This is a genomic window from Nodosilinea nodulosa PCC 7104 (assembly GCF_000309385.1).
GTDB lineage: Bacteria > Cyanobacteriota > Cyanobacteriia > Phormidesmidales > Phormidesmidaceae > Nodosilinea > Nodosilinea nodulosa.
Window position 1 is genome coordinate 4,762,515 of record NZ_JH976537.1, and the last position, 22,769, is coordinate 4,785,283.

Consider the following 22,769-nt stretch of genomic DNA (forward strand, 5'->3'; position numbering starts at 1 on the left):
CAAAACAGATCTGCTCTGCAGTATTGCTCTCGCTTCTGTCACCATGACGGATCTTTCTGCCGTCGTGGAAAAATTTCCAAAAAAAGCTAGGATTGGCGCGCCAAAGACCGATTAGCTGGGCCGTCGTTACTGCCGCCCGGCGCTGCCCGTGCGCTCAGCCGCCCAGCCTCAATCGCCCAAATTCAGCGACAGCTGGGGTGGGTGCAGCTCTCGGTAGAGGGCTTCCAGGTCGCGGCGGCGGTACATGTGGCGGTTGCCGCGCCGCGAGGTGCGCCGCTCGCAGTCCTGGGCGTCTAGCCGTTGCTGTAGCTCAAGGCGCGGGTGGCCAAAGACCTTGGCCGCCTCCCTCAGGGGCACCCACTGGTCTTCAAACTGCTGGCGCAGCGTTTCGTCAGAGGTGTTGTCTAGGCGTTCTAGCAGCAAGTTGGCCAACAGCCAGCAGGCTTTGGTGTCGGCCATGGCCCGATGCGATCGCCCCACGTCAAAACCAAAGTGGCGCACCAGCTGGGGTAGACTGCGGGAGGGCAGATCGGCCAGCAGCAGCCGCGACAAAATCACGGTGCAAAATTGCTCTGCCTGGGAGCGTTGATACCCCTGGCCCAAGCGCTGGTACTCCGCCTGGATAAAGCTGTAGTCAAAGGCCAGGTTGTGGCCGGTGAGCACCCCCTGCGCGAGGGGCGATCGCAGGGCCTGCCACACGGTATCGGCCGCGGTGCCCTGCTCAACCATGGCCGTAGTTATGCCCGTCAGGCGAGTAATGGTGGCTGGCACCCGCACCTGGGCGTTGACCAAGAAAGTCGCTTCATAGGTAATCCCCTGCGCCAGGGACCCCTGCACTACGGCAATTTCAATCACCCTCGATTCTGGGGGACGAGAGCCAGTAGTTTCCACATCGACTACCGTCAGCACGGCCTTGGGCAACTGTCGGTAGTAGGCCAACAACTGGTCTGTAAAGAGCGCAGACTGAGCAATGCCGCCCACCGACACAGGAACCATAGTTCTACTACCGCAGGGAACCCTCCTAAGGTGCCACATTTTGTCCAGCGTCATCGCCCTAGGAGACAAAAAATTGCTCCGGCAGACGTGGAATCTGCCGGAGTCGGAGCGGCGGCATGCCGCCGCTGAGTTTGTCCTGCCTAGACCCGGCGAGACACAATTTCGTCAGCCGCAGGTTTACGCTGTAGGCGGGCCAGGCGCTCCTTAACCAGCAGCCACAGAAAGGGGAAATCGTCTAGCAGATAGCGCTTCCACAGTCTGCCTGGCTCAGTGCTAAGCCGATAGAGCCACTCCAGACCCAGCTTGCTAAGGAGTTCGGGCGACCGAGGTTTGTTGCCCGCCTCAAAGTCAATAGCGGCCCCTACGGCCAGGAAAATATCGATATTGGGCAGCTGATCGCGGTATTTGGCAATCCACTTCTCCTGCTTGGGTGCCCCCACACCCACCACCAGAACATTGGCGGGCGACTGGCGAATCATGTCTAGAATGCGATCGCATTCAGCCTCGTCTTTTTCAAAGCCGAAGGACGGCGAGTGGGCCTGCACAATGATCTGTCGGCCAATGCGGGCGTTGATGCGCTCCATGGCCTGATCGGCAATGCCCTCAGCACCGCCCATCAGGAAGATCTTAATCGCTTCGTTGTGGCGGTGATGCTCACAGAACATCGGAAACAGGTCGGAACCCGAGATCTTGGCCTTTAGGGGCGTACCTAAGAACTTGGAGGCAAACATCAGCACCTGGCTATCGCAAACGCGGTAGTCGGCTTTGCTGTAGGCCTTCACAAAGTCCATATCTTTTTGCAGCTTCATCAGGTGGTCGACGTTGGGGGTAAACACCACACCGTGCTTGAGCTGGCTTAAAAAGTCGTTAACCGAAATATTGTCAATGGGGATGCTGAGAATCTCGACCTGATTTTGAATGTGCTCGTACTGCTGTTTACGCAGTTCTCGAGCAGTAGACTCAAGGGCGGCCTTACGAAACTGCCTGTAGAGCTGCTTTACCTCCGTTGCTGGAACCGGCTGCTTGGTTTGCCCGCCTCCCGTGCCATCGACAGCTGGCGAAACAGGGGCAACGTCCAGTCGCCCATGGCTGATCCCAAACCTTTGCTCTACAGCGCCATTGACTACCGCGTCATTGATTACCGCGTCATCAACAGCTGGCGTAAATACCTGTCCGGTAGACTGTGACTCCATAGGATTATCCAACTTCAAGTACCAGAGAGATAACCGATTAGCTAGAGCGCTTGGACAGGGCCAACTCCGTGTCAGGGTGGACCCACTCCACGACTCAACTCTGCGGTCCGTTAGTCGGGGCAGATACGATTGTTGCTCCAGGCTAACTCAGTGTTACATAAATAACCAGCCATCTCAGTATAATTGCGGGCTTCAGGGAAGGTGCTCATCGAGCTGAGCTATATCCAAGGGAAAACCCATTGACCATCGCCCTTTGACCATAGATTGAGCGGGTTGCCAACCATATCGGCTGGCTCATTCATACTAGGGTAGGGTGCGAGAAAGCACGGGCATTCCCAAGGCGGTTCATGAAAGCTGAATACCTCTGTAAAGCTGACACTGACCCTGCGGCGAGCCTAAAATCTAGGCCATAGACACCCTCTCAACCAGGATGCGGCTCCTGATCCTTTAAAATTGCAGCAGCCCTACCCGTTGGGTTTCTGTGCCGCCATGCCGAGTACAGATTGCCCGGAGTGCCCCCTAAACCTGCCCTTACCCACTGCCCATGACTTCCCCCCCTCGCGACGTTCAGCTTTACGCTATGGCAGCCGGCACGACGGTACTGCGCTGCCGCAGCTGGAACCGCCTCAGGTTTGAGATTGAATACGGTCTCGAGCGAGGCACCACAGCCAATAGCTATCTCATCCAGGCCGATCGCACAGCGCTGATCGACCCACCTGGAGAGTCATTTAATGAAATATTTTTGGCAGCCCTAGAGCGCCATATTGACCTGCATCAGATCAATTACATAGTTTTGGGGCACATCAACCCAAACCGAGCCGAAACATTAAAGATTTTACTAGAACGGTTGCCAGAAGTTACGGTAGTGTGCTCAAACCCTGCTGGGCTGGCCCTGAAAGATCTGTTGCCCGATGTATCACCCCGCCTGCGCATAATTCGCGGCGGTGGCGATCGCCTCGATCTGGGTCAAGGACACGATCTTCAGTTCGAGCTAATCCCGACGCCGCGCTATCCCGGTGGACTGGCCACCTTTGACCCCTACTCCGGGGTGCTGTACTCCGACAAGTTTTTTGGTGCCCACCGCTGCGATGACACGGTCTTTGATCTCAGCTGGCATGACCTCTTAGAGGACCGGCGTTACTACTTTGATTGCCTGTTTGCCGCCAGTGCTCGCCAGGTGTTGGCGGCCCTAGGGCGACTGACTCCCCTGCCGTTCCAAATTCTGGCTCCGGGGCATGGCCCGGTGGTGCGCTACAGTCCCCGCGAACTGGTGCAAAGCTATCGCGACTGGGCCCAGGCCCAAACGAGCCAGGATCTCTCGGTGGCACTCATCTACGCTTCGGCCTACGGCAACACCGCCACCATTGCCCAGGCGCTGGCCCGGGGTATCACCAAGGCGGGGGTATCGGTGGAGTCGATCAATGCTGAGCAGGCTAGCCCCGACGATATTAAAGCCGCTGTAGAAAACTCTGCCGGGTTTCTAATGGGCTCGCCCACCCTGGGGGGCCATGCCCCTACGCCCATGCAGACAGCCCTGGGCATTGTGCTGTCGACCGCCTCTAAGGCTCAGCCCGCCGGGGTGTTTGGGTCGTTTGGCTGGAGTGGTGAGGCCATTGATCTGCTGGAGAGCAAGCTCAAGGACGGCGGCTACAGCCTGGCCTTTGACCCCATTCGGGTTAAGTTTAAGCCCACCGATGTCACCCTCAAGTACTGCGAAGAGGTGGGTACCGACTTCGCCCAGGCCCTGAAAAAAGCCAGGCGCGCCAAGCAGCCCCGCACCCCGGCCTCGGCGGTGGAGCAGGCCGTGGGGCGAATTGTCGGCTCGCTGAGCATTGTCACGGCCTGCCAGGGGGAGGTTTCGAGCGCCATGCTGGCCTCCTGGGTGTCGCAGGCGTCGTTTACGCCGCCGGGGTTTACGGTGGCGGTGGCCAAAGATCGGGCGATCGAGTCGCTGCTGTATCCGGGCCATCCTTTTGTCCTGAATATTTTGGCGGAGGGGCGGCATCTGGGGCCAATGAAGCATTTTCTCAAGCCGTTTGCCCCCGGTGAAGACCGCTTTGCAGAGGTTGAAACGGAGATGGCTGAGAACGGCGCGCCAATTTTAACCGAGGCGATCGCCTATCTAGAGTGCACCGTAGACCAGCGCATGGAGTGTGGTGATCACTGGTTGGTCTACGCCACGGTGCAGGCAGGGCGGGTGCTAGACGGCGAAGCAAAAACAGCCGTTCACCACCGCAAGACCGGCACTCACTATTAAGCTGCGTGAACGACTGGCGCTGAATTGGCTACGCCATAACTGAATATGCTACCAGTAGGGATACTGGCTAAAGGGCTGAGCGGCTTAACTGGAGCACGTTTCAGCCCGTTATAGGGCCTAGGCCTTAGGCTCAGTGGGTCAGGGTAGATGTGGTCATGGCGCTGGTGGTTTGGGCCTTCAAGGCCTGGGGCACCGGGGCGGTTCGGCACGATTTAGCCCACACCGCCCAGCCGTGACGTTAAGCAAACCGCTTTAAAATCCCAAGGTGTATGCCCGTTGTTTCTCACTGCTCCGATCGCGGCCAAACGCTGCAATCGGTATATCGGTTTTTAGATCGTCGGCTCGGTCAGGCGAGGCAGAGCCATCAGCCCCAGCTGGTGACGCTGAGTTTTGATATTCCTCTGGTAGACCCATTGCAGGTGCTGGCCCAGTTGGCCCCCGGCGGCGATCGCCACCTCTACCTGGAAAATCCTGTGGCCCAGACTTCGGTGGTGGGCTTTGGCACGGCGCTGGTGTACGAAACCGCTGGCATCTATCGGTTTGCCCGAGCCCGTCGGTTTATCGAGCAGTGGCGCGACAAAACCCACTGCTACAGCGCAGCGGGCTCAACCACCTCCCTTAGCGGGGCCGACTGGGCCCGATTTTTTTGCGCGTTTACCTTTTTTGCGGACCAGCGGCGAGCTGAGTCGATCTTTCCGGCCGCGCTGGTGCTGCTGCCCCAGTGGCAGATCGTGCGTCAGGCACACCAGGGCGTCTTAACGCTAAACCACCTGATTACCGCAACCACCGATGTGGGGGCCATCATCGATAGCCTGGCCGACCAGTTGCGGGCGTTGGAGCGTCTGGGCGCTACGCCCTGGCGAGATCCCCACATCCTGGCTAGGCGGCCTGTGCAGCCGGCCTCTGGGGCAGGGCAGCGGTTTAGATCGACGGTAAACCGCGCTCTGGGCCATATGACCCAGCACCCAGTGCAAAAAATTGTGTTAGCCCACGCCCTTGACTGGGTCAGCACCGAACCGATTCAGCCCCTGGCCGCCCTGGGCCGTTTGCGACAGCGCTATCCCGACTGCCATATTTTTTCGGTGGGGCAGGGCAATGGCAAAACTTTTATGGGGGCGAGTCCTGAACGGCTGTTGAGCCTCACCCAGGGACAGCTGGTGACCGATGCGCTGGCGGGGTCGGCCCCTCGGGGTACGACCCCGCCCCAGGACGACTGCCTGGCCCAGGGGCTGCTGCACAACCCCAAGGAGCGGGGCGAGCACCGCCTGGTAGTGGAATTTTTGGCGCGGCAGCTCCAGGGGGTGGGGCTGTGGCCCCAGTACCAGCCCTGGCCTGGAGTACGGCGACTGTCCAATATTCAACATTTGCATACCCCCATGCGGGCCAGAGTCCCCCGCCATATCCATCCGCTGCAGATCGTGGAGGCGCTGCACCCTACCCCTGCTGTGGCCGGTGTACCCACCCGAGAGGCCTGTGCCCAAATTTTGCGCTTTGAAGATTTTGATCGGGGCCTGTACGCGGCTCCGCTGGGGTGGGTGGGAGCCAACGGCGACAGCGAATTCATCGTGGGCATTCGCTCGGCCCTGGTGGCCGATACCTGGGTGCGGCTGTACGCTGGGGCTGGTATTGTGGCAGGGTCTGACCCCCATCGCGAGTGGGCTGAAATCAAGCTCAAACTGCGCGCCCTGGGCGAGTCGCTGGTGTAGGCCATTTGGCCGCTGTTCCCTGGCCGCTGTCCCCTGGCCTCGACCCTGATCTATGACCTTTGACTTTCGCAATACCAACACCCTGTGGGCGTCGGTGCTGGCGGCCACCCTGGCCCGGCTAGGGCTGAGCACAGCGGTGATTTCCCCTGGCTCGCGCTCAACGCCGCTGACCGTGGCGCTGGTGGCCCATCCTGGGATCGAAGCGGTGCCAGTGCTGGATGAGCGATCGGCGGCCTTTTTTGCTCTCGGGGTGGCCCGGCGCACAGGGCTGCCGGTGGTGCTGGTGTGTACCTCCGGCACCGCCGGGGCCAACTACTACCCCGCAGTCATTGAGGCCAGGGAAAGCCGTATTCCCCTGCTGGTGTTGACCGCCGATCGCCCGCCAGAACTGCGCGACTGCGCCTCGGGGCAAACCATCGATCAACACAAGCTGTTTGGATCGTTTCCGGTTTGGTATGCGGAGCTGGCGGTGCCGGTGGCGGAGGAGGGTATGCTGCGCTACCTGCGGCAAACCCTGGTGCAGGCCTGGGAGCGATCGCTGTATCCGGTGGCGGGGCCGGTGCACCTGAACTGTCCCTTTCGCGATCCCCTGGCCCCCATTGCCGACAACTCGGTGGCCCATCTGGCGGGAGCGCTGGGCGAGGGTTTTCTGGCGGCAGTGGGGCCGCTAGCGGCGGCGATCGCCCCGGCGGCAGAGAGCATGTTAGCCCCGGAATCGACCATAGCGCGGCTGTTAGAAACCTGGCAGGGCTGCGATCGCGGCCTGATCGTGGCTGGCCCGGCCCAGCCCGTCGATCCCGCCGCCTACTGTAAAGCGGTCGCCGAGCTGTCCCGCCGCCTGGGCTGGCCGGTGCTGGCCGATGGACTTTCTCCGCTGCGCAATGCGGCGGCCCTCAACCCCTATTTAGTCAGCACCTACGAGCTGGCGCTTGAGCCAACCCACCTAGCCGCCAAAACCCTGGTGCCCGACCAGGTCGTTCAGCTCGGCCCGTTACCCACCGGCAAACGCCTGCGCGAGTGGCTACAGATAAACCAGCCCCGCCGCTGGGTAATCGACCCCCTGGGGGCTAACCTCGATCCGCTCCACGGTCCCGCAACGCCAGTACCCCTATCCCTAGAGGCGCTGGTGGAGAGGCTTTCCTCCGGGCCTGCCAGCACCGGTTCTGCGTACCTGGAGCGGTGGCTGCGCCTAGAGCAAAGGCTGCGCCACCATCTCGATGCTGCCCTGGGTCAGCTGGAAACGCTTTTCGAGGGAAAGGTGCCGTGGCTGCTGGCCCACTGCCTGCCCGCCACTACCCCGGTAGTGATTGCCAACAGCATGCCCATCCGCGATGTGGAGTGGTTTTGGCCCCCCGGCGATCGCGGCCTGCGCCCCTACTGCAACCGGGGCGCCAACGGCATCGACGGCACCCTGTCCACGGCCCTGGGCATTGCCCACGGTGGCCCCCCAACGGTGCTGGTGACAGGCGATCTGGCCCTGCTGCACGACACCAACGGCTGGCTCAGCCTGCCCCGCCTGCGGGGGCACCTCACCGTAATCGTGCTCAACAACCAGGGCGGCGGTATCTTCGATCGCCTGCCGGTTGCCACCGTGCCCGCCGCGGGCGAACGCTGGTTTGAAGATTTCTTTACCACCCCTCAGAGCGTCGACCTCAATCGCCTCTGCGCCGCCTACGGAGTCAACTACGAGCGGGTCGAAACCTGGGGTCAGCTGGAGGCGGCTCTCAGCAGCCCGCTGGAGCGGGGCGTTCGGCTGCTGGAGGTGCGCTGCGATCGCAAACAATCCCATGCCATCCGCCAACGGCTTCTGACGCCGCCCGCAGATCTTCTGCCCTCAGCCCCGTAGGGCCACTATTTACCCACTCCTCAAAATGCGGTCGCCTGGGGCAGCCAAAACGTAAACTCGCTGCCCTGCCCCAGCTGGCTCTTGACCTCGATCTTGCCCCCCTGCACCTCCACGAGGCGACGGCAGATGGTCAGCCCCAGCCCCGTTCCTCCAGAGCTGCGGGTGCGAGAGCGATCGGCCCGCCAGAACCGCTCAAAGACGTAGGGCACATCTTCCTCGGCAATGCCAATGCCGGTGTCGGCCACGCTGACGTAAACGCGCCCCGGCTGAGCCCAGGCGTTGACGGTGACCGACCCCTTTTCGGTGTAGCGCAGCGCATTGCCCAGCAGATTGATCACAATTTGCTCAATGCGGCTGGGATCGGCGTGGACAAGGGGCAAATTGGGCGGGCACTGGAGGGTAATGGCCACCCGCTCGGCACTCACAAACTGATCGGCAAAGGGACGCACCACCGCCGTCAGGAGGGGGCACAGCGCCACCATTTGGGCCTGAATGGGGAGATAGCCTGCCTCTAGCTTTGAAAGCTCCTGGAGGTCGTTGACAAGGCGCTGAAGGCGCGTCGTTTCACCCGCTAACCGCTGATAAAGCTCTGGCTCGGGAATAACGGTGCCGTCGGCTAGCCCTTCCAGGTAGCCGTGAATGATGGTTAGCGGCGTGCGCAACTCGTGGGTGAGGTCGCCAATCAGCTCGCGGCGATGTTCCTCGACCCCCTCTAGGTCGGCGGCCATCCGGTTAAAGCTGCTGGCCAAGCGCTGGATCTCTAAAATTTCTGAGGGCGGCACTCGGGCATCCAATCGCCCCGACGCAAATGAGCGCGTGACCTCAGTCATTTGATCCAGGGGGCGAATAATTCGCCGCGATACCCAGTAGCTCAGCCCACCCGCTGTACCACCACCAACTAGAATGGCCCACAGCATGCCCCGGCTCCAGGCGGCCTCAAACCCCTTCACCAGCTGGGTGCGGCGCTGCACGCTCAGCACCCCATTCTCGTAGCGCTCTAAGGAAATGATAAACAGCCTTGGTGTGTAGAGGCGGCCAATTACAGCCAGGGTTATGATGCCAATTCCCATCACCGCCAGGTGAGAGAGAAAAAGGCGACTGCGCAGGCTAACTTTGGCCATAGTTTAGAGACTTCAAGGCTGAGCCTAGGGCATCGGTATCTGAGCCCCCCAGACTAGACCAGGCTAGCTAGGGGTGTTTTGTAAATCGGGCTGCTCGTCAGGCAAAATTGCCCCCTCTACCGGGCATACCTGGAGACAAATGCCGCAGTCAATGCAGGTCGAAAAATCAATCCAGTACCAGTCGGTACCCTTGCTATTTTTGCCTGGACCCGGCTGAATACAGGCTACCGGGCAGGCATCGACGCAGTCGGCTACCCCTTCACAAACGTTTGTCACAATAGTGTGGGCCACAATCTCTCCTTACGGGCACAGCTCAGTCAACGGGAACCTAAAATTCCCTGGTGCAAATGATTAACCACCAAGCCTTATCCCCATGGGGAATTGAGCCAGGGGGCAGTCACCCCCTACGTTAGTTCAGGGCTTCGATATCTGGCAACCCGTCAGGGCCAATCCAGGCGATGCGACTGATACGGCGCTGGCGAGCCAGTTCGCGGGTGGCGGCAGGGGCTTCGTGGGTAGCCAGGTGCACCTCTGCGCGCACGAGGCTCGCAGAGGCCCGCAGGGTTTGGGCATAGGTAAAGGCTGCCGCCACCGCCTGGGGCGCCGTAGGGACCACGAGCCAGTCGCTGGGAGGCGTATCCTGGGGCAAATGGCTGGTAGTCAGCAGGGCCTGGTGGAGGGCGTCGATGTCCAGCACAAAGCCGATGCCTGGAAACCCCTGCCCCTGGCCCTGAAATACCTCTAGCAGGTGGTCGTAGCGGCCCCCCTGCCCCAGCACCTGACAGCCCTGGTCGGGGCCAGTTACGACTTCGAACACCAGGCCGGTGTAGTAGTCGAAGGGCTGAATTAGGCTGAGGTCTAAGGTCAGGGCTGGAATCGACTGGGGGCTGCCCTGGGCTGGCCTTTGCCCGTTACCCGAAGAACTGTTGCCTGAAGAACTGTTGTCCGGACCAGTATTCGCGCCCTGGGTTACCTCTCGCACCAGGGCTACCAGCGACTTCAGCCGCTCGACTGCCGCTTGGGTGTCGCCGTCTAGGGGCAATTGCCCCAGGGCCTGGAGGACATCCTCTGGATGCCCCCGCAGATCGAGCAACTTGAGCGCGTGCTGGTGTAGCGCCGCGGGCAGATCCATGGTTTCCAGGGCAACGCGATCGAGGGCGGCCAGGGCCTGGCGTACCGCCTGCCGCTGGTCGACGGCAAAGGGGGCCAGCAGCGCCTGTGTGAGCTGGGCATCGCCCAGGATCAAACACCAGGAGTCAAGGCGAAGGCTGCGCAAACAATCGAGCAGCAGCAGCACAATTTCGGCATCGGCTACCGTAGCTCCGGCCCCCAATAGCTCTACGCCAGCCTGGTAAAACTCCTGCTGGCCGCCGTGGCTGGTCTGGGTGGCCTGGCGAAAGACATTGGCATTGTAGTAGAGCCGCTGGGGATAGGTGACTCGGGCCAGACGGGTGACGGCTGTACGGGCGATCGATGCGGTAAGCTCGGGCCGCAGCCCCAAACGCTTGCCGGCTACCGGCTGAAGCTCAATTACCGCAGCCTGATCGATGGCTCCACCCGCCATCAGGGTATCCATGCGCTCCAGGGTAGAGGTGATGATGCGGTGGTAGCCCCAGCGCTGAAACACCTGTTCCAGGCGGTTTTCAATCCAGTGCTTCTGGGCTACATCCAGGGGCAACAGGTCGCGCGCCCCGGCGGGAGGGTGGTAGGTGGTCACTTCTTCTTGCCTCCAAACAGACCAAAGAAACCGCCGCCCTTATCCGCTGGTTTAGGGGCTTTTGCACTGGCAGCCTTAGCGCCGCTGGAGGAGGACCCCGCCCCCGATTTATCGACCCGGCTCTGAACCGCGATCGCCCGCTCGTCCTTGGGGTTGATCTCAAGGGCACGCTTGGCGTGGATGCGGGCCATGGTACTCTGACCTGCTTTCAGGTACAGCGCCGACAGGTAGCTGTGGCAGGTGCCGTCGTTGGGATAGGTTTTGAGAGCCTCCCGCAGCTCTAGAATGGCGCGGCTGTAGTCTTTGTCGATCTCGTATTCCTGGGCGCGGTTGACGTAGCTATCCAGAATAGCGGCCTTGTTTTGGCGCGGCGGGGACGAGACGCTGGGGCTGGTTGCAGAGGGCTGGGTCTGCCCCGAAGCGGCGGTGGCTGAGGCAGCGGGAGGCCTTGCTGGCGCGCGATCGCTGGCGCTGCTGCGGTACAGGTAAACCAAATTCAGCTCGCTGAGCTTACCAATCACGTCAGATACCGTCTCTAGCTGATCAAACTGCCGCTCGGCCAGGCCGTTGACGGCTTGGCGGTAGGCCGCTTCGACGTGGGCAGCCTTGAGCAGGTCTTGGGCAGGCGCTGAGGTCACCGACGGGGCCGTTCCCACCTGGCGGAGGGACTGGCTCTTGAGCTTGAGCATCAGCATATGCTCGGTGTTTGATTTCTCTTGGTTGAGGGCTTCGTAGGCGGGATTGACCAGCTTGGAGAGCACCTCACTAGCTCGCTGAGCCTCTGCGGCCGAAGCCCCAGACAGGCTGTCGGGATGCAGTTTGCGCGCAATGCTCAAGTAGCGCTTGCGCACGACTTTAGTATCGGCGTTGATGGGGACTCCCAGCACCGCATGATGGTCATCAAAATCAGATTGAAACAACCCTTGATCTGGTTTCATGGTCACCTACCGGAGGGACGGCTCAGGATATACGCGATTGCGGCTTATAAGTACTCTTCACTCTACCCAGCCAACCTCAGTTTAACCAGCCCCAGGAAGTTTATTGGGTCTAGAGCTGACTAAACTTATCAGCGATCGCTGGCGAACCTAGCTCAAGGCGGGCAGCGTCAGGGGTTGAATCTGCCCCAGCGTGTGGCTCATGGCCTGGTGCAGGTGGCCATTGGTGGCCAGCAGGCGACCGGCCATAACGTCCACGGGGGCACCGTCGTAGGCGGTAACTTTGCCCCCTGCCGCTTGCACTAGGGCAATGCCAGCGGCAATATCCCAGGGGGACAGCCCCCGCTCCCAGTAGCCATCCAGCCGCCCGCAGGCCACGTAGGCCAGATCGATGGCGGCAGCCCCGCCCCGACGCACGCCCTGGGTGAGGTGGGTAAAGTGGCAAAACTCAGCGTAATTGTTGTCGGAGGTTTCGCGGCGATCGTAGGCAAATCCGGTAACCAGGAGGCTGTCGGCCAGGCGATCGGTGGCCGACACATGGATGGGGCGGCGGTTGAGGGTGGCCCCCAGCCCAGCCGCAGCGCGAAACAAGTCCTGGTGAACGGGGTCGTAGATAACCCCCAACACTGGCTCCCCCTCGGCGAGCAAACCAATGGAAACCGCGCAGAACGGGTACTGGTGGGTGTAGTTAGTAGTGCCGTCCAGGGGGTCGATCGCCCACAGCAGGCTGGCTTCGCCACCTCTAATCACCCCCGACTCCTCAGCCAAGACGCCATGGGTGGGGGGTAGATGGCGTTCTAGAACCGCCATCACTGCCGCTTCGGCTTTCCGGTCGGCCTCGGTGACCAGATCGCCCGATCGCCCCTTTTCGTCAATGCTATCCAGGTTGCCCCAGTGGTGTTGGAGCACGGCTCCGGCAGCCAGGGCGGCTTCGGTAGCGCTGTCTAGCCAGCGCTGTAAATCGGACTCAGGGGGAAGTGCCATGACACAAGCGTAGGGAGGACTCTGAAAACAGCAGCTGGAGAAAGGCCAAGGCAACAGCCGTCGAAGGAGTAGTCATCTAGTCATCCTCCAGCGGCAGGCCCATGCGGACTTTGCCCTTGCCAAAGTAGCGCCCAAACTGGAGCTCGTAGACCTCATCTTCGTCCTGGGTTTCAGCCTGAATGCTGCTGCGGGCATAGCTGACGCACAGCAGAGCGTAGCCCTGGCGGCGCAGATCGGGCGAAAGCCCCATGGCCTCTGGCTGATCGACCTCGCCTTCTAGCAGGCGGACGGCGCAGGTGGTGCAGGCGCCGTTGCGGCAGGCAAACGGCAGCTCTACCCCCTGGCTTTCAGCGGATTGGAGAATATAGCGGTCCTCGGGCACCTCTACGGTATAAATTCGCCCGGTTTGGCGATGGTGAATTGTCACGGTGTGAGTGCGGGCCATGGCGTATCTAGGGAGGGGCGTTGGGGAAATGGGCACGGCGTGGCCTGGCATCACCGTCAGCTTAAGGCGCGATCGCGGCTCTGCCTGCCGTTGCTATGCTCTCACGAAAAATTGCCCGGCGGCAAATTGCCCCCTCTGCCGCCCGAATCCAGCCCTGCCCCTGTTATCGCGCCTCATTGTTTGCTACGATAGCCTCTGCGGTAAAAACCGCCCCCTGGAGAGATGGCCGAGCGGTTGAAGGCGCAGCACTGGAAATGCTGTTTAGGGGTGACTCTAACGAGGGTTCGAATCCCTCTCTCTCCGTTTTACTAGTTTGGTACCGCAGCTCAATGCCATTGCCCGGTGTTAGCGGGTACGGCGCTGCGCCGTTTGGCCTGGCGCCGCTGGCTGGCCAAGCGCTCTAGGCTGAGCGAAATTACCCCCAGGGTAACCAGAATGACCCCCATCCACTGAATAAACAGCAGAGCTGACTTTTCGCCGGGGGTGAGGATATAGGCCAGAATGGCGGTCACCACTGGCCCGCTGGCGGCCACAATCGACGCCTGCGAAGCCCCCAGCAGCTTAACGCCGTAGTTGTTGAATAAATACCCCAGCAGGGTCAGCAGCCCCAGCAGCCCAGCTCCAATGTAAAGCCCCAGAGAACTGGTGGGCGCACCGGGGTCAAGCCCAAAGAACGAGCCCACGATCAGAATCAGGCTCGTGAGAATGAAAATGGTCGAGAACTGTAGCAGGCTCACCGATACCGGGTGAAGCCGCTTAAAGCTCAGCTGCATAGCGATTAAAAACAGCGCGAAGGCAACACTGGCCAACAGCGCAGCCCCTACCCCCCACAGCGACACCTCGCTGCCAGCCAGATCGTTATAGATCCGAGGCAGGGCGGTAAACACAATGCCCATGCTAATCGCAAACATCACCACCAGTCGCAGGGGAGTGGGGCGATCGCCAAACAAAAACCAGGCCAAGGGCACCGTGATTAGGGGATACATAAACAGCAGCGTCACGGCTACCCCCGGTCCTACATCGGCAATGGCCTTATAGATCAGCACCTGGGATAAAAACAAAAAGCCACCGCTGGCCACCACCTGAACCAAAGGACGCTTGTCGGCATTTTGGAACAGCTGCCGCAGATCGCTCCCCACGCGGGGATAAAGGCGAGGGGCCACCAGCGCTAGCAGAGGTACTACCACCACCATGCGCAGCCACAGCAGCAGCAGCGAGCTGGGAATGGTCAGGGGCAGTATCCCCTCCACGGGAATTCGCCCCAGGATTTGCCCGCCGTAGCCAATGACGCCTACGACTACATTGTGCAGCGATAGCGCCAGGGTAGAGAGCACCACCATTAGCAGCCCCGTCTGTAGCTGGGCCTGGGTTGGGGCGCTGCCCGCCTCGGTGGCTCCAGGGACGCCGGTCTGCGGTTGGGGACGAGGCTGGGGCGCCGGGGGATAGAGAGGCGCGGGTGGCGGCGCTGGATTTCGGTAGGCCTCGGCTATCTCTGGACCTGGCTGAGGCAGGGGACCACGGTAGGTTCTGGGCGGCAGTGCTGGCCCCGACAGAGTACCGCCGCCGGCAGGCGCGTGGCCATTGCGGATTGCTGGCGGCGGCACCATCTGCCCCTGTAGCTGCTGGCTGAGGCGAGCGACAAGGGCTTCTAAAATGGCCTCCCCCTGCTGCTCTACGGTCTGCATGCGATTGATTTGCTGGGAGAGGTTGCTGTGGTAGCTCGTCAGATCCTGCTGTAGTGAGGTCAGGGTGCTCTGGAGGGTCGCATCTAGGGCGGCCAACCCCTGGCTGGCGGTGGTCAGAGGGGAGATGGCCTCTGCATAGGAGGTTGACGCCTGAAGGGCGCTGGGATGAGCCGTGGCCAGGGCAGCCTCTAGGCGGCCTTGCAGATGGGTAGCCAGGGCTATGGCTAGGCGCTTGGCCCAGGCCTGCTGCTGGGCAAGCTGCTGCTGGGAGAGACCTTCTGCGTGCGTGGTTTGGAGCTGCCGATGCTGGCTCTGGAGTGCTTCGTAGTCCCCCTCTAGGGCCTCAATGTCGGCCATAAGCTGCTGCTTTTTGGCCTGAAGATGGGCAATATCGTCGGTCAGGTAGCCTGAAACCTGGAGGCGCAGTGCCTCTAGGTCGTGGCCTAGAACCTGCAAAACAGCCTCAGCCGACGGTGGATCAGGCTGGGGAGTCGAGGAATCAGGTAGATGGTCAGAGGGCCCCATGGGTATCTGTCTCTCAGGGTGCGATCATCGAATACGGCAGTTAGCGCATCACTGGCGAATCACAGTCTGCATTGTTGCGAATGCTAGTATTGTGCTCAAAAAATCCAAAAAGATCTCTAGTAGAGCCACATTTAAGATGGGTTGGCCAGGTCCGAAGTTAAATACTATGGGCGAGTTTTTAAGTGCAAGGCTTTCTAAACGCATTGCCTACTGGGTCTTTTTAAGCATTGTTGTAATCGAAGCCGTGATCTTAGTGCCTTCGGTCATGCGGCGGGAGCGCGAACTTTTGAACTACCTCCGATCGCTGTCTACGGCCCAGGCGCTGGGACGGCTCGATGCGACTACCCTGGCCAACCTGAAGGACGCCATGCTGATCGACTACCTCAAGGGCCTGCAAACTAACCAGGTCATTTTGGGGGGCGCCATCTATGACCTAGACGGTACCCAGGTTGGCACCTTTGGCGAAGCTCCCCAGCTCACCCTAAAAGAAAGCGAGCGCGGCTGGACCCCCGATCGCTACTATCGACTCCAGCAGCGCTACGACGCCCCCTGGGATATGCCCCCCCTGCGCGATCGCTACGTGCTGATTGTGCGCCACGATGCCACCGGGGTGCAGCGGGAGTTCTTTGCGTTTATCGGTCGCATTGCCGGACTGGTGGTAATTATTTCGGTGTTTGTCACCGGGGCCACGCTGGTGGTACTGCGGCAGCTGCTGATTAAGCCCATTATGCTGCTGCGGCAGGATTTAATCACCGCAGGGCAGGCCATCGGCAATGACTCCGACACCCAAACTCTGACCTTTGCCTCGCTGCCCTACGCCCGAGCCGACGAGCTGGGCGATGTGATTGCGGCCTTTGAGCAAATGTTTGGCCAGATTACCGCCGCTGTGGCCACCCGCAAGCAGAGCGAAACACGCTTTCGCACCCTGGTCGAGCAGGCGGTGGACGCTTTTTTTGTCGTCGACGCCACCGGCCGAATTAGAGATGTCAATCAAAATGCCTGCGACAGCCTGGGCTACAGCCGCGATGAGCTGCTGCGTCTGTCCGTCGCCGACATTCAAACCACCCACAGTCAGGCTGACTTTGAGGCCATTTGGCCCCAGCTGAGGCCTGGGATGCCCTACACCCAGGAGGGCTGGCACCAGCGCAAAGATGGCACGGGCTTTCCGGTGGAGGTGCGGCTGGGGCTGCTCGATCTGGGTGGGGAGCGCTACGGGCTTGCCCTGGCCCGCGACCTGCGCGATCGCAAAGCCTCCGAAGCGGCCCAAGCTCGCCTGGCCGAAATTGGCGAGCTGGCCGCCATGATTGTCCACGAAGTGCGCAGCCCGCTGACCACGGTGCTGCTGGGGCTCAACGCCTTTCGGTCCCTGGAGCTTCCCGAGCGCTTTCAAACCCGCCTCAGCCTTGCCCTCGAAGAGTCCGAGAGATTGCAAAAGCTGCTCAACGGTATTCTGCTCTACTCCCGCGACCCGGCGCTGGAACCAGAAGCCATTGAAATCAATGGGTTAATCAAGCATCTGGCCGCTACCCTATGGCAGGAATCAGAACAGGGCTCCGGCGAGCCGCCGCCCCTGAGGGTAGAAACGCTGCCCTACTCTGTCACCGTGCAGGGCGATCGCGACAAGCTCAAGCAGGTTTTCATCAACCTTCTGGCCAACGCCCGTGAGGCCAGCCCCGTAGCAGGGGTAATCACCTGGAGAGTGAGGCCGCCCGCCGCTGGCAGCGTCATCGTCAGCATCCACAACAGCGGCGAACCGATTGATCCTGAGGTGCTGCCCAAGCTTACTCAGCCCTTCTTTACCACCAAATCCACCGGCAACGGGCTGGGGCTCGCTATCACCAACCGGATTGTAGAAGCGCACCAGGGCCAATTGATCATTACCTCCACCGCCGCCGCTGGAACGGAAGTCATGGTGAAACTACCCCTACTCAGCCCTGACTGACAAGCGGGGCACAGGCGCACTGAGGCGGAATAGGGGTGTGGTGGTTAAAAAGCGTCTAGATCGAGCGCTTTAGAGCCGCCCTCTTCAATCATCAACAAAATCTTGCCGAGCTGCGACCAGATCAGCCAACCGCTCAGCACGGTCATGGGTATGCCCATGGCGTAGGCTGCCTTGGCTGAAAAGCCAAACAGCTCAATTCCAGAGGCCAAAAACACGCATACGCCCGCACAGATGCCCAAAAAAGGAACCTGTAGCTGAGGGCCCCGCAGGGTTGCCAAAATACGGGTCGAGCGTTTGCTGTTCCATTCGCTGACAGACTGTTGCAGTGCGGTGCTAAAGGCATAGCCTGACGTTACCGCAGCTAAAAAGCCAGCCAAAAGCAAAACGTAGGGCGGTTGTGGATACACAGGCTTAGGAAAACGAAACAATAATTTACTCCCCTGATTATAGAGGAGAGCGGCCCCCTGGCCGATAGCTGCCGACAGCTAGGGAGGCGAAAAACCTACCCCTGCCCCACCCCCTTGGCTCAACCCTAAGATCGCAGCACCTGACGCAAGCCGCCCACCGCCGGCACCAGCTGCTCAGCCTGCTCCAGAGAATAGCTGGCCAATGCCCCCCAGGCGACCCCCCACACCCGATCGAAGGTAATCTCATCCTTCACCAGAGCCCACAGGCGCTGCACCTCTTGGGTATGGAGGCGATCGTCCTCGGTCAGGGCCAGCACAATCATTTGACGGAGGTGTGCACCTTCCTCAGACATCAAATAGCGAATGCCAATGCCAGCGGTTGGCAGCAGGTCAAACCCCGTATCGCCGCGCGCGATCGCCAGCATATTCTCCAACCGATTCCACTGTAGCTGTCCGTTCTGAAACAGCACCTCAAGCAGGCGCTGCCGGAGGGCCGGGGTTTCGCCTATCAGCAGACGGCGGGCCACGTAGGGATAGGCGACGTTAACAATCTTGAAATCGGGATTGAGGCTCAGCGCCAGCCCCTCCTGGGTCACCAGGGAGCGAATAATCAGGGCAAACTTAGCCGGTACTCGAAACGGATACTCATACATCAGTTCTGAAAACTGATCGGTGATGGTTTTGAAATTAAAGTCACCGACCCTGGCCCCCAGAGCATTGCCCAGCACCCGATTGAGGGCCGGTATAATGGGGCCGAGATCCGTATCAGGGGTCAAAAAGCCCAGCTTGACAAAGTCTAGCCCCAGGCTGTCAAAGTCCTGGTTGATCAGGTGAACTACCGCATCGACTAAGGTTTCCTTGGTGGTTTGGTCAAGCTGATCCATCATGCCAAAGTCGATGTAGGCCATGCGGCCATCGGCTAGGGCAAACAGGTTGCCTGGGTGGGGGTCAGCATGGAAAAAGCCAAACTCCAGCAACTGCCGCAGTCCGGCGGTCACACCAATCTCGATCAGGCGATCGGGATCGAGATTGTCTTTTTGAAGGGCGGCCATATCGGTGAGTTTACAGCCGTGAATCCACTCCAGGGTGAGCACCCGCTGACTACAGTAGGGCCAGTAAATGACTGGTACCTTAACGGTGGCGTCGTCTTTGAAGTTGGCGGCGAACCGCTCGGCATTGCGGCCTTCGTTTAAATAGTCGATTTCCTCAAATAGCTTGGTGCCAAACTCATCCACAATCAGGGTGAGGTCGTGCCCCAGGTTCAGGGGTAAAAATATACCCAGCCAGCCCGCAGCCCAGCGCATTAGATAGAGGTCGCGGCAGAGGACCGGGCGCAGGTTTGGCCGCTGCACCTTGACCGCTACCTCCTCACCGGAGAACAACTGCCCCCGATACACCTGTCCGAGGCTGGCTGCCGCCACCGGCAACGGCGATAGAGTACTAAAAATTTCCTTTGGGCTGTAGTCGAGTTCCGCCTCAATAATCGCCATGGCTTCGGCGGTGGGGAAGGGCGGCAGCTGGTCCTGGAGCTTGGTCAGCTCATCGAGAAAATCCTGCCGCACGAGGTCGGGCCGAGTTGAAAGCGCCTGGCCTACTTTGATAAATGTGGGGCCTAGGTTAGTTAGCACCTGGCGCAGCTGGGCCGCCCGGCGGGGACGATTCTGGGCCTCTTGCCCTAGCCACCGATCCATCTGAAGGCCGAGGACAAAGGTGCCCAGCCACCACAAAATTTGAAAAACCCGCCAGCCTAGGGTGCCTAGCCGCCAGCGAAAGTAACGGGCGATCGCCGCTGCATCATAGGTACCTAACAAAGCTGGATCTATTGGTGCCACTGCGTCAACTGCCCCCTACGTCACTGTGCGGTGCTGCCCTCGTCGGTAGAGCTATCGCTAGCCAATGGCTGCCAACAACCGGCCAAGACTGTGTGGCGGCAAGCGGCGATCGAACCCCTAAACGGTTTAATCTACCTTAAATAGAGTATACAAAACTACAAACAATCTGGATGGCCAATCTGGCTAAGACAGAGAAACAGAACCAAATCTCTTACTCAGCGTCTGATGGCCCGACCCAATGCCCCCAAGCTTTTGGGTTAGCAGTATTGAGCAGCCTTTAAGCCCACTTGGGTTAAGGCATTTTTCAGCGTCTGTACTACCTGGAGCTGAGCAGCTTCTCCCAATTCTGGAAACATGGGCAGCGATAGGACCTGATGGGCTACGGCCTCGGTCTGGGGCAGATCGCCGGGCTGATAACCCAAATGGCGGTAGACAGGCTGTAGATGCAGAGGCAAAGGATAGTAGACCATGCAGACCACCCCTGCTTCACGCATGAGTTGCTGGACCTGATTGCGCTCCTGGTTGTCAGCGGTGGCCTGGGGCAGCCTGAGGGTGTACTGATTCCAGACTGAGCGGCCAAAGGTCACAGGTAGTGGGCGTATTACCTCATTCACCGGGGCCAGGAGGCGGTGATAGCGCTCAGCGACCTGCTCCCGCTGCTGGTTCCAGGTGTCCAGATGTCGCAGCTTAATAGCCAAAATAGCCGCCTGTACCGAGTCTAGACGGCTGTTTATGCCAATGGCTTCATGGTGATATTTGATCCGACTGCCGTGCTCTTGCAGCATGCGAGCGGTGGCGGCCAGGGAGTCGTCGTTGGTGGTCAAAGCACCGCCATCCCCACAGCCTCCCAGATTTTTGGTGGGGAAAAAGCTAAAACAGCCGATCGTCCCAATCCGCCCTACCTGCTGCTCCATCCACTTGGCTCCGGTGGCCTGGGCGCAGTCCTCAATGACCGTGAGGTCATAGCGAGCCGCTAGGTCCATCACCGGCCCCATATCCACCGGGCGACCAAACAGATGCACAGGCATAATGGCTCGGGTGCGATCGCCGATCGCCGCCTCAAGCTTGGCAACATCTAAATTAAACGTATCGGGATCGATATCTACAAATACCGGCGTTGCCCCGGCGGCGCTAATCGCCTCTGCCGTAGCAATAAATGTAAAGGGCGAGGTGATCACCTCATCTCCAGGCCCGATATTTAAAGCTCGCAGAGCCAGATACAGGGCATCGGTGCCAGAATTACACACAATGCAGTGCTCGCTGCCCACGTAGTTACCAAACGCCTGGGCAAACGTCGCCACAGCAGGCCCATTAATATACTGACCAGAGGCCAACACCTCAGCGACGGCGGCGTTTACATCAGATTGAATTGCTCGAAACTGCTCCGTAAGATCAATAGGAGGAATTACACTCACTCGCTCACACTCACCTAGTGGATAGGCCTAGTTTACCTCAACCCATGGCTGCACCGGGGTCAGCGGCAATCCCTGGGATGGGTCAACCCACCGCCCCATCTATGGCCTCAACGGCCGAGGAGATTTGCTTGATTGACCTGCCCCCCCTACCCTTTGACGCCTCATCTCCCAAAGATGAGCAGGCTCGGTGGATACGCCGCTGTTTGGAGCTAGCTAGCCTGGCCGCTGGCCAAACTGCCCCCAATCCGATGGTGGGCTGCGTTGTGCTCAACGCCAATGTAGTAGTCGGGGAAGGCTTTCACCCAGGGGCCGGGCAGCCCCATGCCGAAGTTTTTGCCCTCGCCCAGGCTGGCGCCAGGGCAAAAGGGGCAACCCTCTATGTCAATCTAGAACCCTGTAACCACACAGGGCGCACCCCTCCCTGCACCGAGGCCGTGATCCAAGCCGGCGTCAGTCGAGTGATCGTGGGCATGGTTGATCCCGATCCCAGAGTGTCGGGCAGGGGCATTCAGCGCCTGCGCCAGGCCAACATTGAGGTCACCGTTGGGGTTGAGGAAGCCGCCTGCCAGCGCCTGAACGAGGCCTTTGTGCAGCGGGTTACCCACCAACGCCCCCTGGGGCTGCTGAAGTATGCCATGACCCTAGATGGCAAAATAGCCGCTACCGGTGGCCACAGCACTTGGGTCACAGGGCCGACCGCCCGAGCGGCTGTTCATCAGCTGCGAGCCACCTGCGACGCGGTGGTGGTTGGCGGCAATACGGTGCGCCACGACAACCCGCGGCTAACCAGCCATGGCCATAGCCCTCACAATCCGCTTCGGGTGATCATGAGCCGCAGTCTCAACCTCCCTTCCGAGGCCAACCTCTGGAACACCAAAGAGGCTCCAACAGTAGTATTTACAGGTCCCGAGGCCGATGCAACTCAAAAACAGCTGCTGCTGGCCCAGGGGGTAGAGGTGATAGTGCTGCCCGCCTTGACTCCCCACTGGGTGACCAGCCAGCTGTACCAGCGGGGCTGTGCGGCTGTGCTTTGGGAATGTGGAGGACAGCTAGCCGCCGAAGCCATTAAAGATGGTGTAATCGACAAGCTGTGGGCATTTGTGGCCCCTAAGCTGGTTGGCGGCAAGGCATCTCCTGGCCCAGTCGGCGAACTAGGCATTCGGCACATGGGGCAGGCCCTAGTTTTGGAGCACGCCACCTGGCGGGTTTTGGGCAATGATTTGCTGCTGGAGGGATACCTCAGCCGCCCAAACCCATCCCAGGGATAGGTTTAGGGATAAATGCGCACCAGCCGAGGAATATCGTAGGTTAGTTCGCGATCGCGCATAAAAGCTTCCAGCGTCAGCCGCAGGTCATCTTTACCGCGAAACGACTCAACCCTTTGACACACCTCACCGCGATCGAACAGCAAAAGAGTCGGCAAGCTGGAGAGTCGGTAAGTATTTGCTAGCCTCAGATTCTCATCGGCATTGATATCAACCAACTGCACTTGCCCCTCCCACTCACCATAAAAACTTTGTAATACCGGAACAATGAGCTTACAGAGCCCACACCAAGGAGCCCAAAAGTGGACTAGTACAGGTAGTTCAGACTCAAGTACAGTTGTTCTGAACGTAGCTTCGCCAACAGACATTGACATCGACTATAAAAAAAAAGAGCTTAACTGACCATCTAGGTTGAGGGGATATATCATGCCACACGTCTGGAGGGAGTCCAAAAATAGGCGTTTGACATTGGGATCATTGTAGACCAGTTGAGAATGG

General features: G+C 60.0%; 18 protein-coding genes and 1 tRNA gene. 6 read left to right on the top strand and 13 right to left on the bottom strand.

Annotated elements, in window-relative coordinates; translation table 11 throughout:
* Window positions 1–168: 168 nt before the first annotated feature.
* Entirely contained in the window at window positions 169–996 is an 828-nt protein-coding gene (locus tag LEPTO7104_RS0122085) for a 3'-5' exonuclease (RefSeq protein WP_017300771.1), read from the bottom strand.
* A 140-nt stretch (window positions 997–1,136) separates the two neighbouring features.
* Window positions 1,137–2,189 (bottom strand): WecB/TagA/CpsF family glycosyltransferase, encoded by a 1,053-nt coding sequence (locus LEPTO7104_RS34880; RefSeq protein WP_017300772.1) that lies wholly within the window; start codon window positions 2,187–2,189, stop codon window positions 1,137–1,139.
* Window positions 2,190–2,733: 544 nt separating this feature from the next.
* On the opposite strand from LEPTO7104_RS34880, the gene LEPTO7104_RS0122095 reads away from it, so the two are divergent.
* The 3 genes from LEPTO7104_RS0122095 (at window position 2,734) to menD (ending at window position 7,998) form a co-directional block, all read left to right on the top strand.
* Window positions 2,734–4,446, top strand: a complete 1,713-nt coding sequence (locus tag LEPTO7104_RS0122095) for a diflavin flavoprotein (protein ID WP_026072969.1) — start codon at window positions 2,734–2,736, stop codon at window positions 4,444–4,446.
* A 269-nt stretch (window positions 4,447–4,715) separates the two neighbouring features.
* On the top strand, window positions 4,716–6,152 hold the full coding sequence (locus LEPTO7104_RS0122105) for an isochorismate synthase (protein ID WP_017300774.1): 1,437 nt from the start codon (window positions 4,716–4,718) through the stop codon (window positions 6,150–6,152).
* A 52-nt stretch (window positions 6,153–6,204) separates the two neighbouring features.
* A complete protein-coding gene (gene menD / locus LEPTO7104_RS0122110) occupies window positions 6,205–7,998 on the top strand; it encodes a 2-succinyl-5-enolpyruvyl-6-hydroxy-3-cyclohexene-1-carboxylic-acid synthase (RefSeq protein ID WP_017300775.1) in 1,794 nt (597 codons plus the stop codon).
* 20 nt (window positions 7,999–8,018) lie between these two features.
* Here menD and LEPTO7104_RS0122115 read toward each other — a convergent pair whose 3' ends face one another.
* The 6 genes from LEPTO7104_RS0122115 to LEPTO7104_RS0122140 all read right to left on the bottom strand — a co-directional run bounded on the left by LEPTO7104_RS0122115 (window position 8,019) and on the right by LEPTO7104_RS0122140 (window position 13,200).
* Window positions 8,019–9,119 carry a sensor histidine kinase gene (locus LEPTO7104_RS0122115; protein WP_017300776.1) on the bottom strand — a complete coding sequence of 367 codons (1,101 nt, stop codon included), beginning with the start codon at window positions 9,117–9,119 and terminating at the stop codon, window positions 8,019–8,021.
* Window positions 9,120–9,182: 63 nt separating this feature from the next.
* Window positions 9,183–9,410, bottom strand: coding sequence for an indolepyruvate ferredoxin oxidoreductase subunit alpha (locus LEPTO7104_RS0122120; RefSeq protein ID WP_017300777.1), 228 nt, complete (start codon window positions 9,408–9,410; stop codon window positions 9,183–9,185).
* Between the two features lie 118 nt (window positions 9,411–9,528).
* On the bottom strand, window positions 9,529–10,836 hold the full coding sequence (locus tag LEPTO7104_RS0122125; protein WP_017300778.1) for an ATP phosphoribosyltransferase regulatory subunit: 1,308 nt from the start codon (window positions 10,834–10,836) through the stop codon (window positions 9,529–9,531).
* Complete coding sequence (locus tag LEPTO7104_RS0122130) at window positions 10,833–11,774, bottom strand: J domain-containing protein (RefSeq protein WP_017300779.1); 942 nt, start codon at window positions 11,772–11,774, stop codon at window positions 10,833–10,835. The genes LEPTO7104_RS0122125 and LEPTO7104_RS0122130 overlap by 4 nt, the downstream gene beginning before the upstream one ends.
* Window positions 11,775–11,921: 147 nt before the next feature.
* Window positions 11,922–12,755, bottom strand: a complete 834-nt coding sequence (locus LEPTO7104_RS0122135) for an inositol monophosphatase family protein (protein ID WP_017300780.1) — start codon at window positions 12,753–12,755, stop codon at window positions 11,922–11,924.
* 76 nt (window positions 12,756–12,831) lie between these two features.
* A complete protein-coding gene (locus LEPTO7104_RS0122140; RefSeq protein ID WP_017300781.1) occupies window positions 12,832–13,200 on the bottom strand; it encodes a 2Fe-2S iron-sulfur cluster-binding protein in 369 nt (122 codons plus the stop codon).
* A gap of 216 nt (window positions 13,201–13,416) precedes the next feature.
* Between LEPTO7104_RS0122140 and LEPTO7104_RS0122145 the strand changes: the two genes are divergently transcribed.
* A tRNA-Ser gene (locus LEPTO7104_RS0122145) sits at window positions 13,417–13,503 on the top strand.
* A 23-nt stretch (window positions 13,504–13,526) separates the two neighbouring features.
* Here the strand turns inward: LEPTO7104_RS0122145 and LEPTO7104_RS0122150 are convergent.
* Window positions 13,527–15,410, bottom strand: a complete 1,884-nt coding sequence (locus LEPTO7104_RS0122150) for a DMT family transporter (RefSeq protein ID WP_083887111.1) — start codon at window positions 15,408–15,410, stop codon at window positions 13,527–13,529.
* Between the two features lie 166 nt (window positions 15,411–15,576).
* On the opposite strand from LEPTO7104_RS0122150, the gene LEPTO7104_RS0122155 reads away from it, so the two are divergent.
* Window positions 15,577–17,352 carry a two-component system sensor histidine kinase NtrB gene (locus LEPTO7104_RS0122155; RefSeq protein WP_017300783.1) on the top strand — a complete coding sequence of 592 codons (1,776 nt, stop codon included), beginning with the start codon at window positions 15,577–15,579 and terminating at the stop codon, window positions 17,350–17,352.
* 44 nt (window positions 17,353–17,396) lie between these two features.
* Here the strand turns inward: LEPTO7104_RS0122155 and LEPTO7104_RS0122160 are convergent, their stop codons facing one another.
* The 3 genes from LEPTO7104_RS0122160 to LEPTO7104_RS0122170 all read right to left on the bottom strand — a co-directional run bounded on the left by LEPTO7104_RS0122160 (window position 17,397) and on the right by LEPTO7104_RS0122170 (window position 21,006).
* Entirely contained in the window at window positions 17,397–17,759 is a 363-nt protein-coding gene (locus tag LEPTO7104_RS0122160; protein WP_026072971.1) for a hypothetical protein, read from the bottom strand.
* 125 nt (window positions 17,760–17,884) lie between these two features.
* Window positions 17,885–19,570: an ABC1 kinase family protein gene (locus LEPTO7104_RS0122165; RefSeq protein WP_017300785.1), complete on the bottom strand. Its 1,686-nt coding sequence runs from the start codon at window positions 19,568–19,570 to the stop codon at window positions 17,885–17,887.
* A 278-nt stretch (window positions 19,571–19,848) separates the two neighbouring features.
* Window positions 19,849–21,006 carry a DegT/DnrJ/EryC1/StrS family aminotransferase gene (locus tag LEPTO7104_RS0122170; RefSeq protein ID WP_017300786.1) on the bottom strand — a complete coding sequence of 386 codons (1,158 nt, stop codon included), beginning with the start codon at window positions 21,004–21,006 and terminating at the stop codon, window positions 19,849–19,851.
* A gap of 101 nt (window positions 21,007–21,107) precedes the next feature.
* Between LEPTO7104_RS0122170 and ribD the strand changes: the two genes are divergently transcribed.
* Window positions 21,108–22,274, top strand: coding sequence for a bifunctional diaminohydroxyphosphoribosylaminopyrimidine deaminase/5-amino-6-(5-phosphoribosylamino)uracil reductase RibD (gene ribD, locus LEPTO7104_RS0122175; RefSeq protein WP_040697267.1), 1,167 nt, complete (start codon window positions 21,108–21,110; stop codon window positions 22,272–22,274).
* 2 nt (window positions 22,275–22,276) lie between these two features.
* Here ribD and LEPTO7104_RS0122180 read toward each other — a convergent pair whose 3' ends face one another.
* The gene (locus LEPTO7104_RS0122180; RefSeq protein WP_026072973.1) at window positions 22,277–22,645 is read right to left on the bottom strand and encodes a thioredoxin family protein; all 369 of its coding nucleotides are present in this window, start codon (window positions 22,643–22,645) and stop codon (window positions 22,277–22,279) included.
* Window positions 22,646–22,769: the final 124 nt, after the last annotated feature.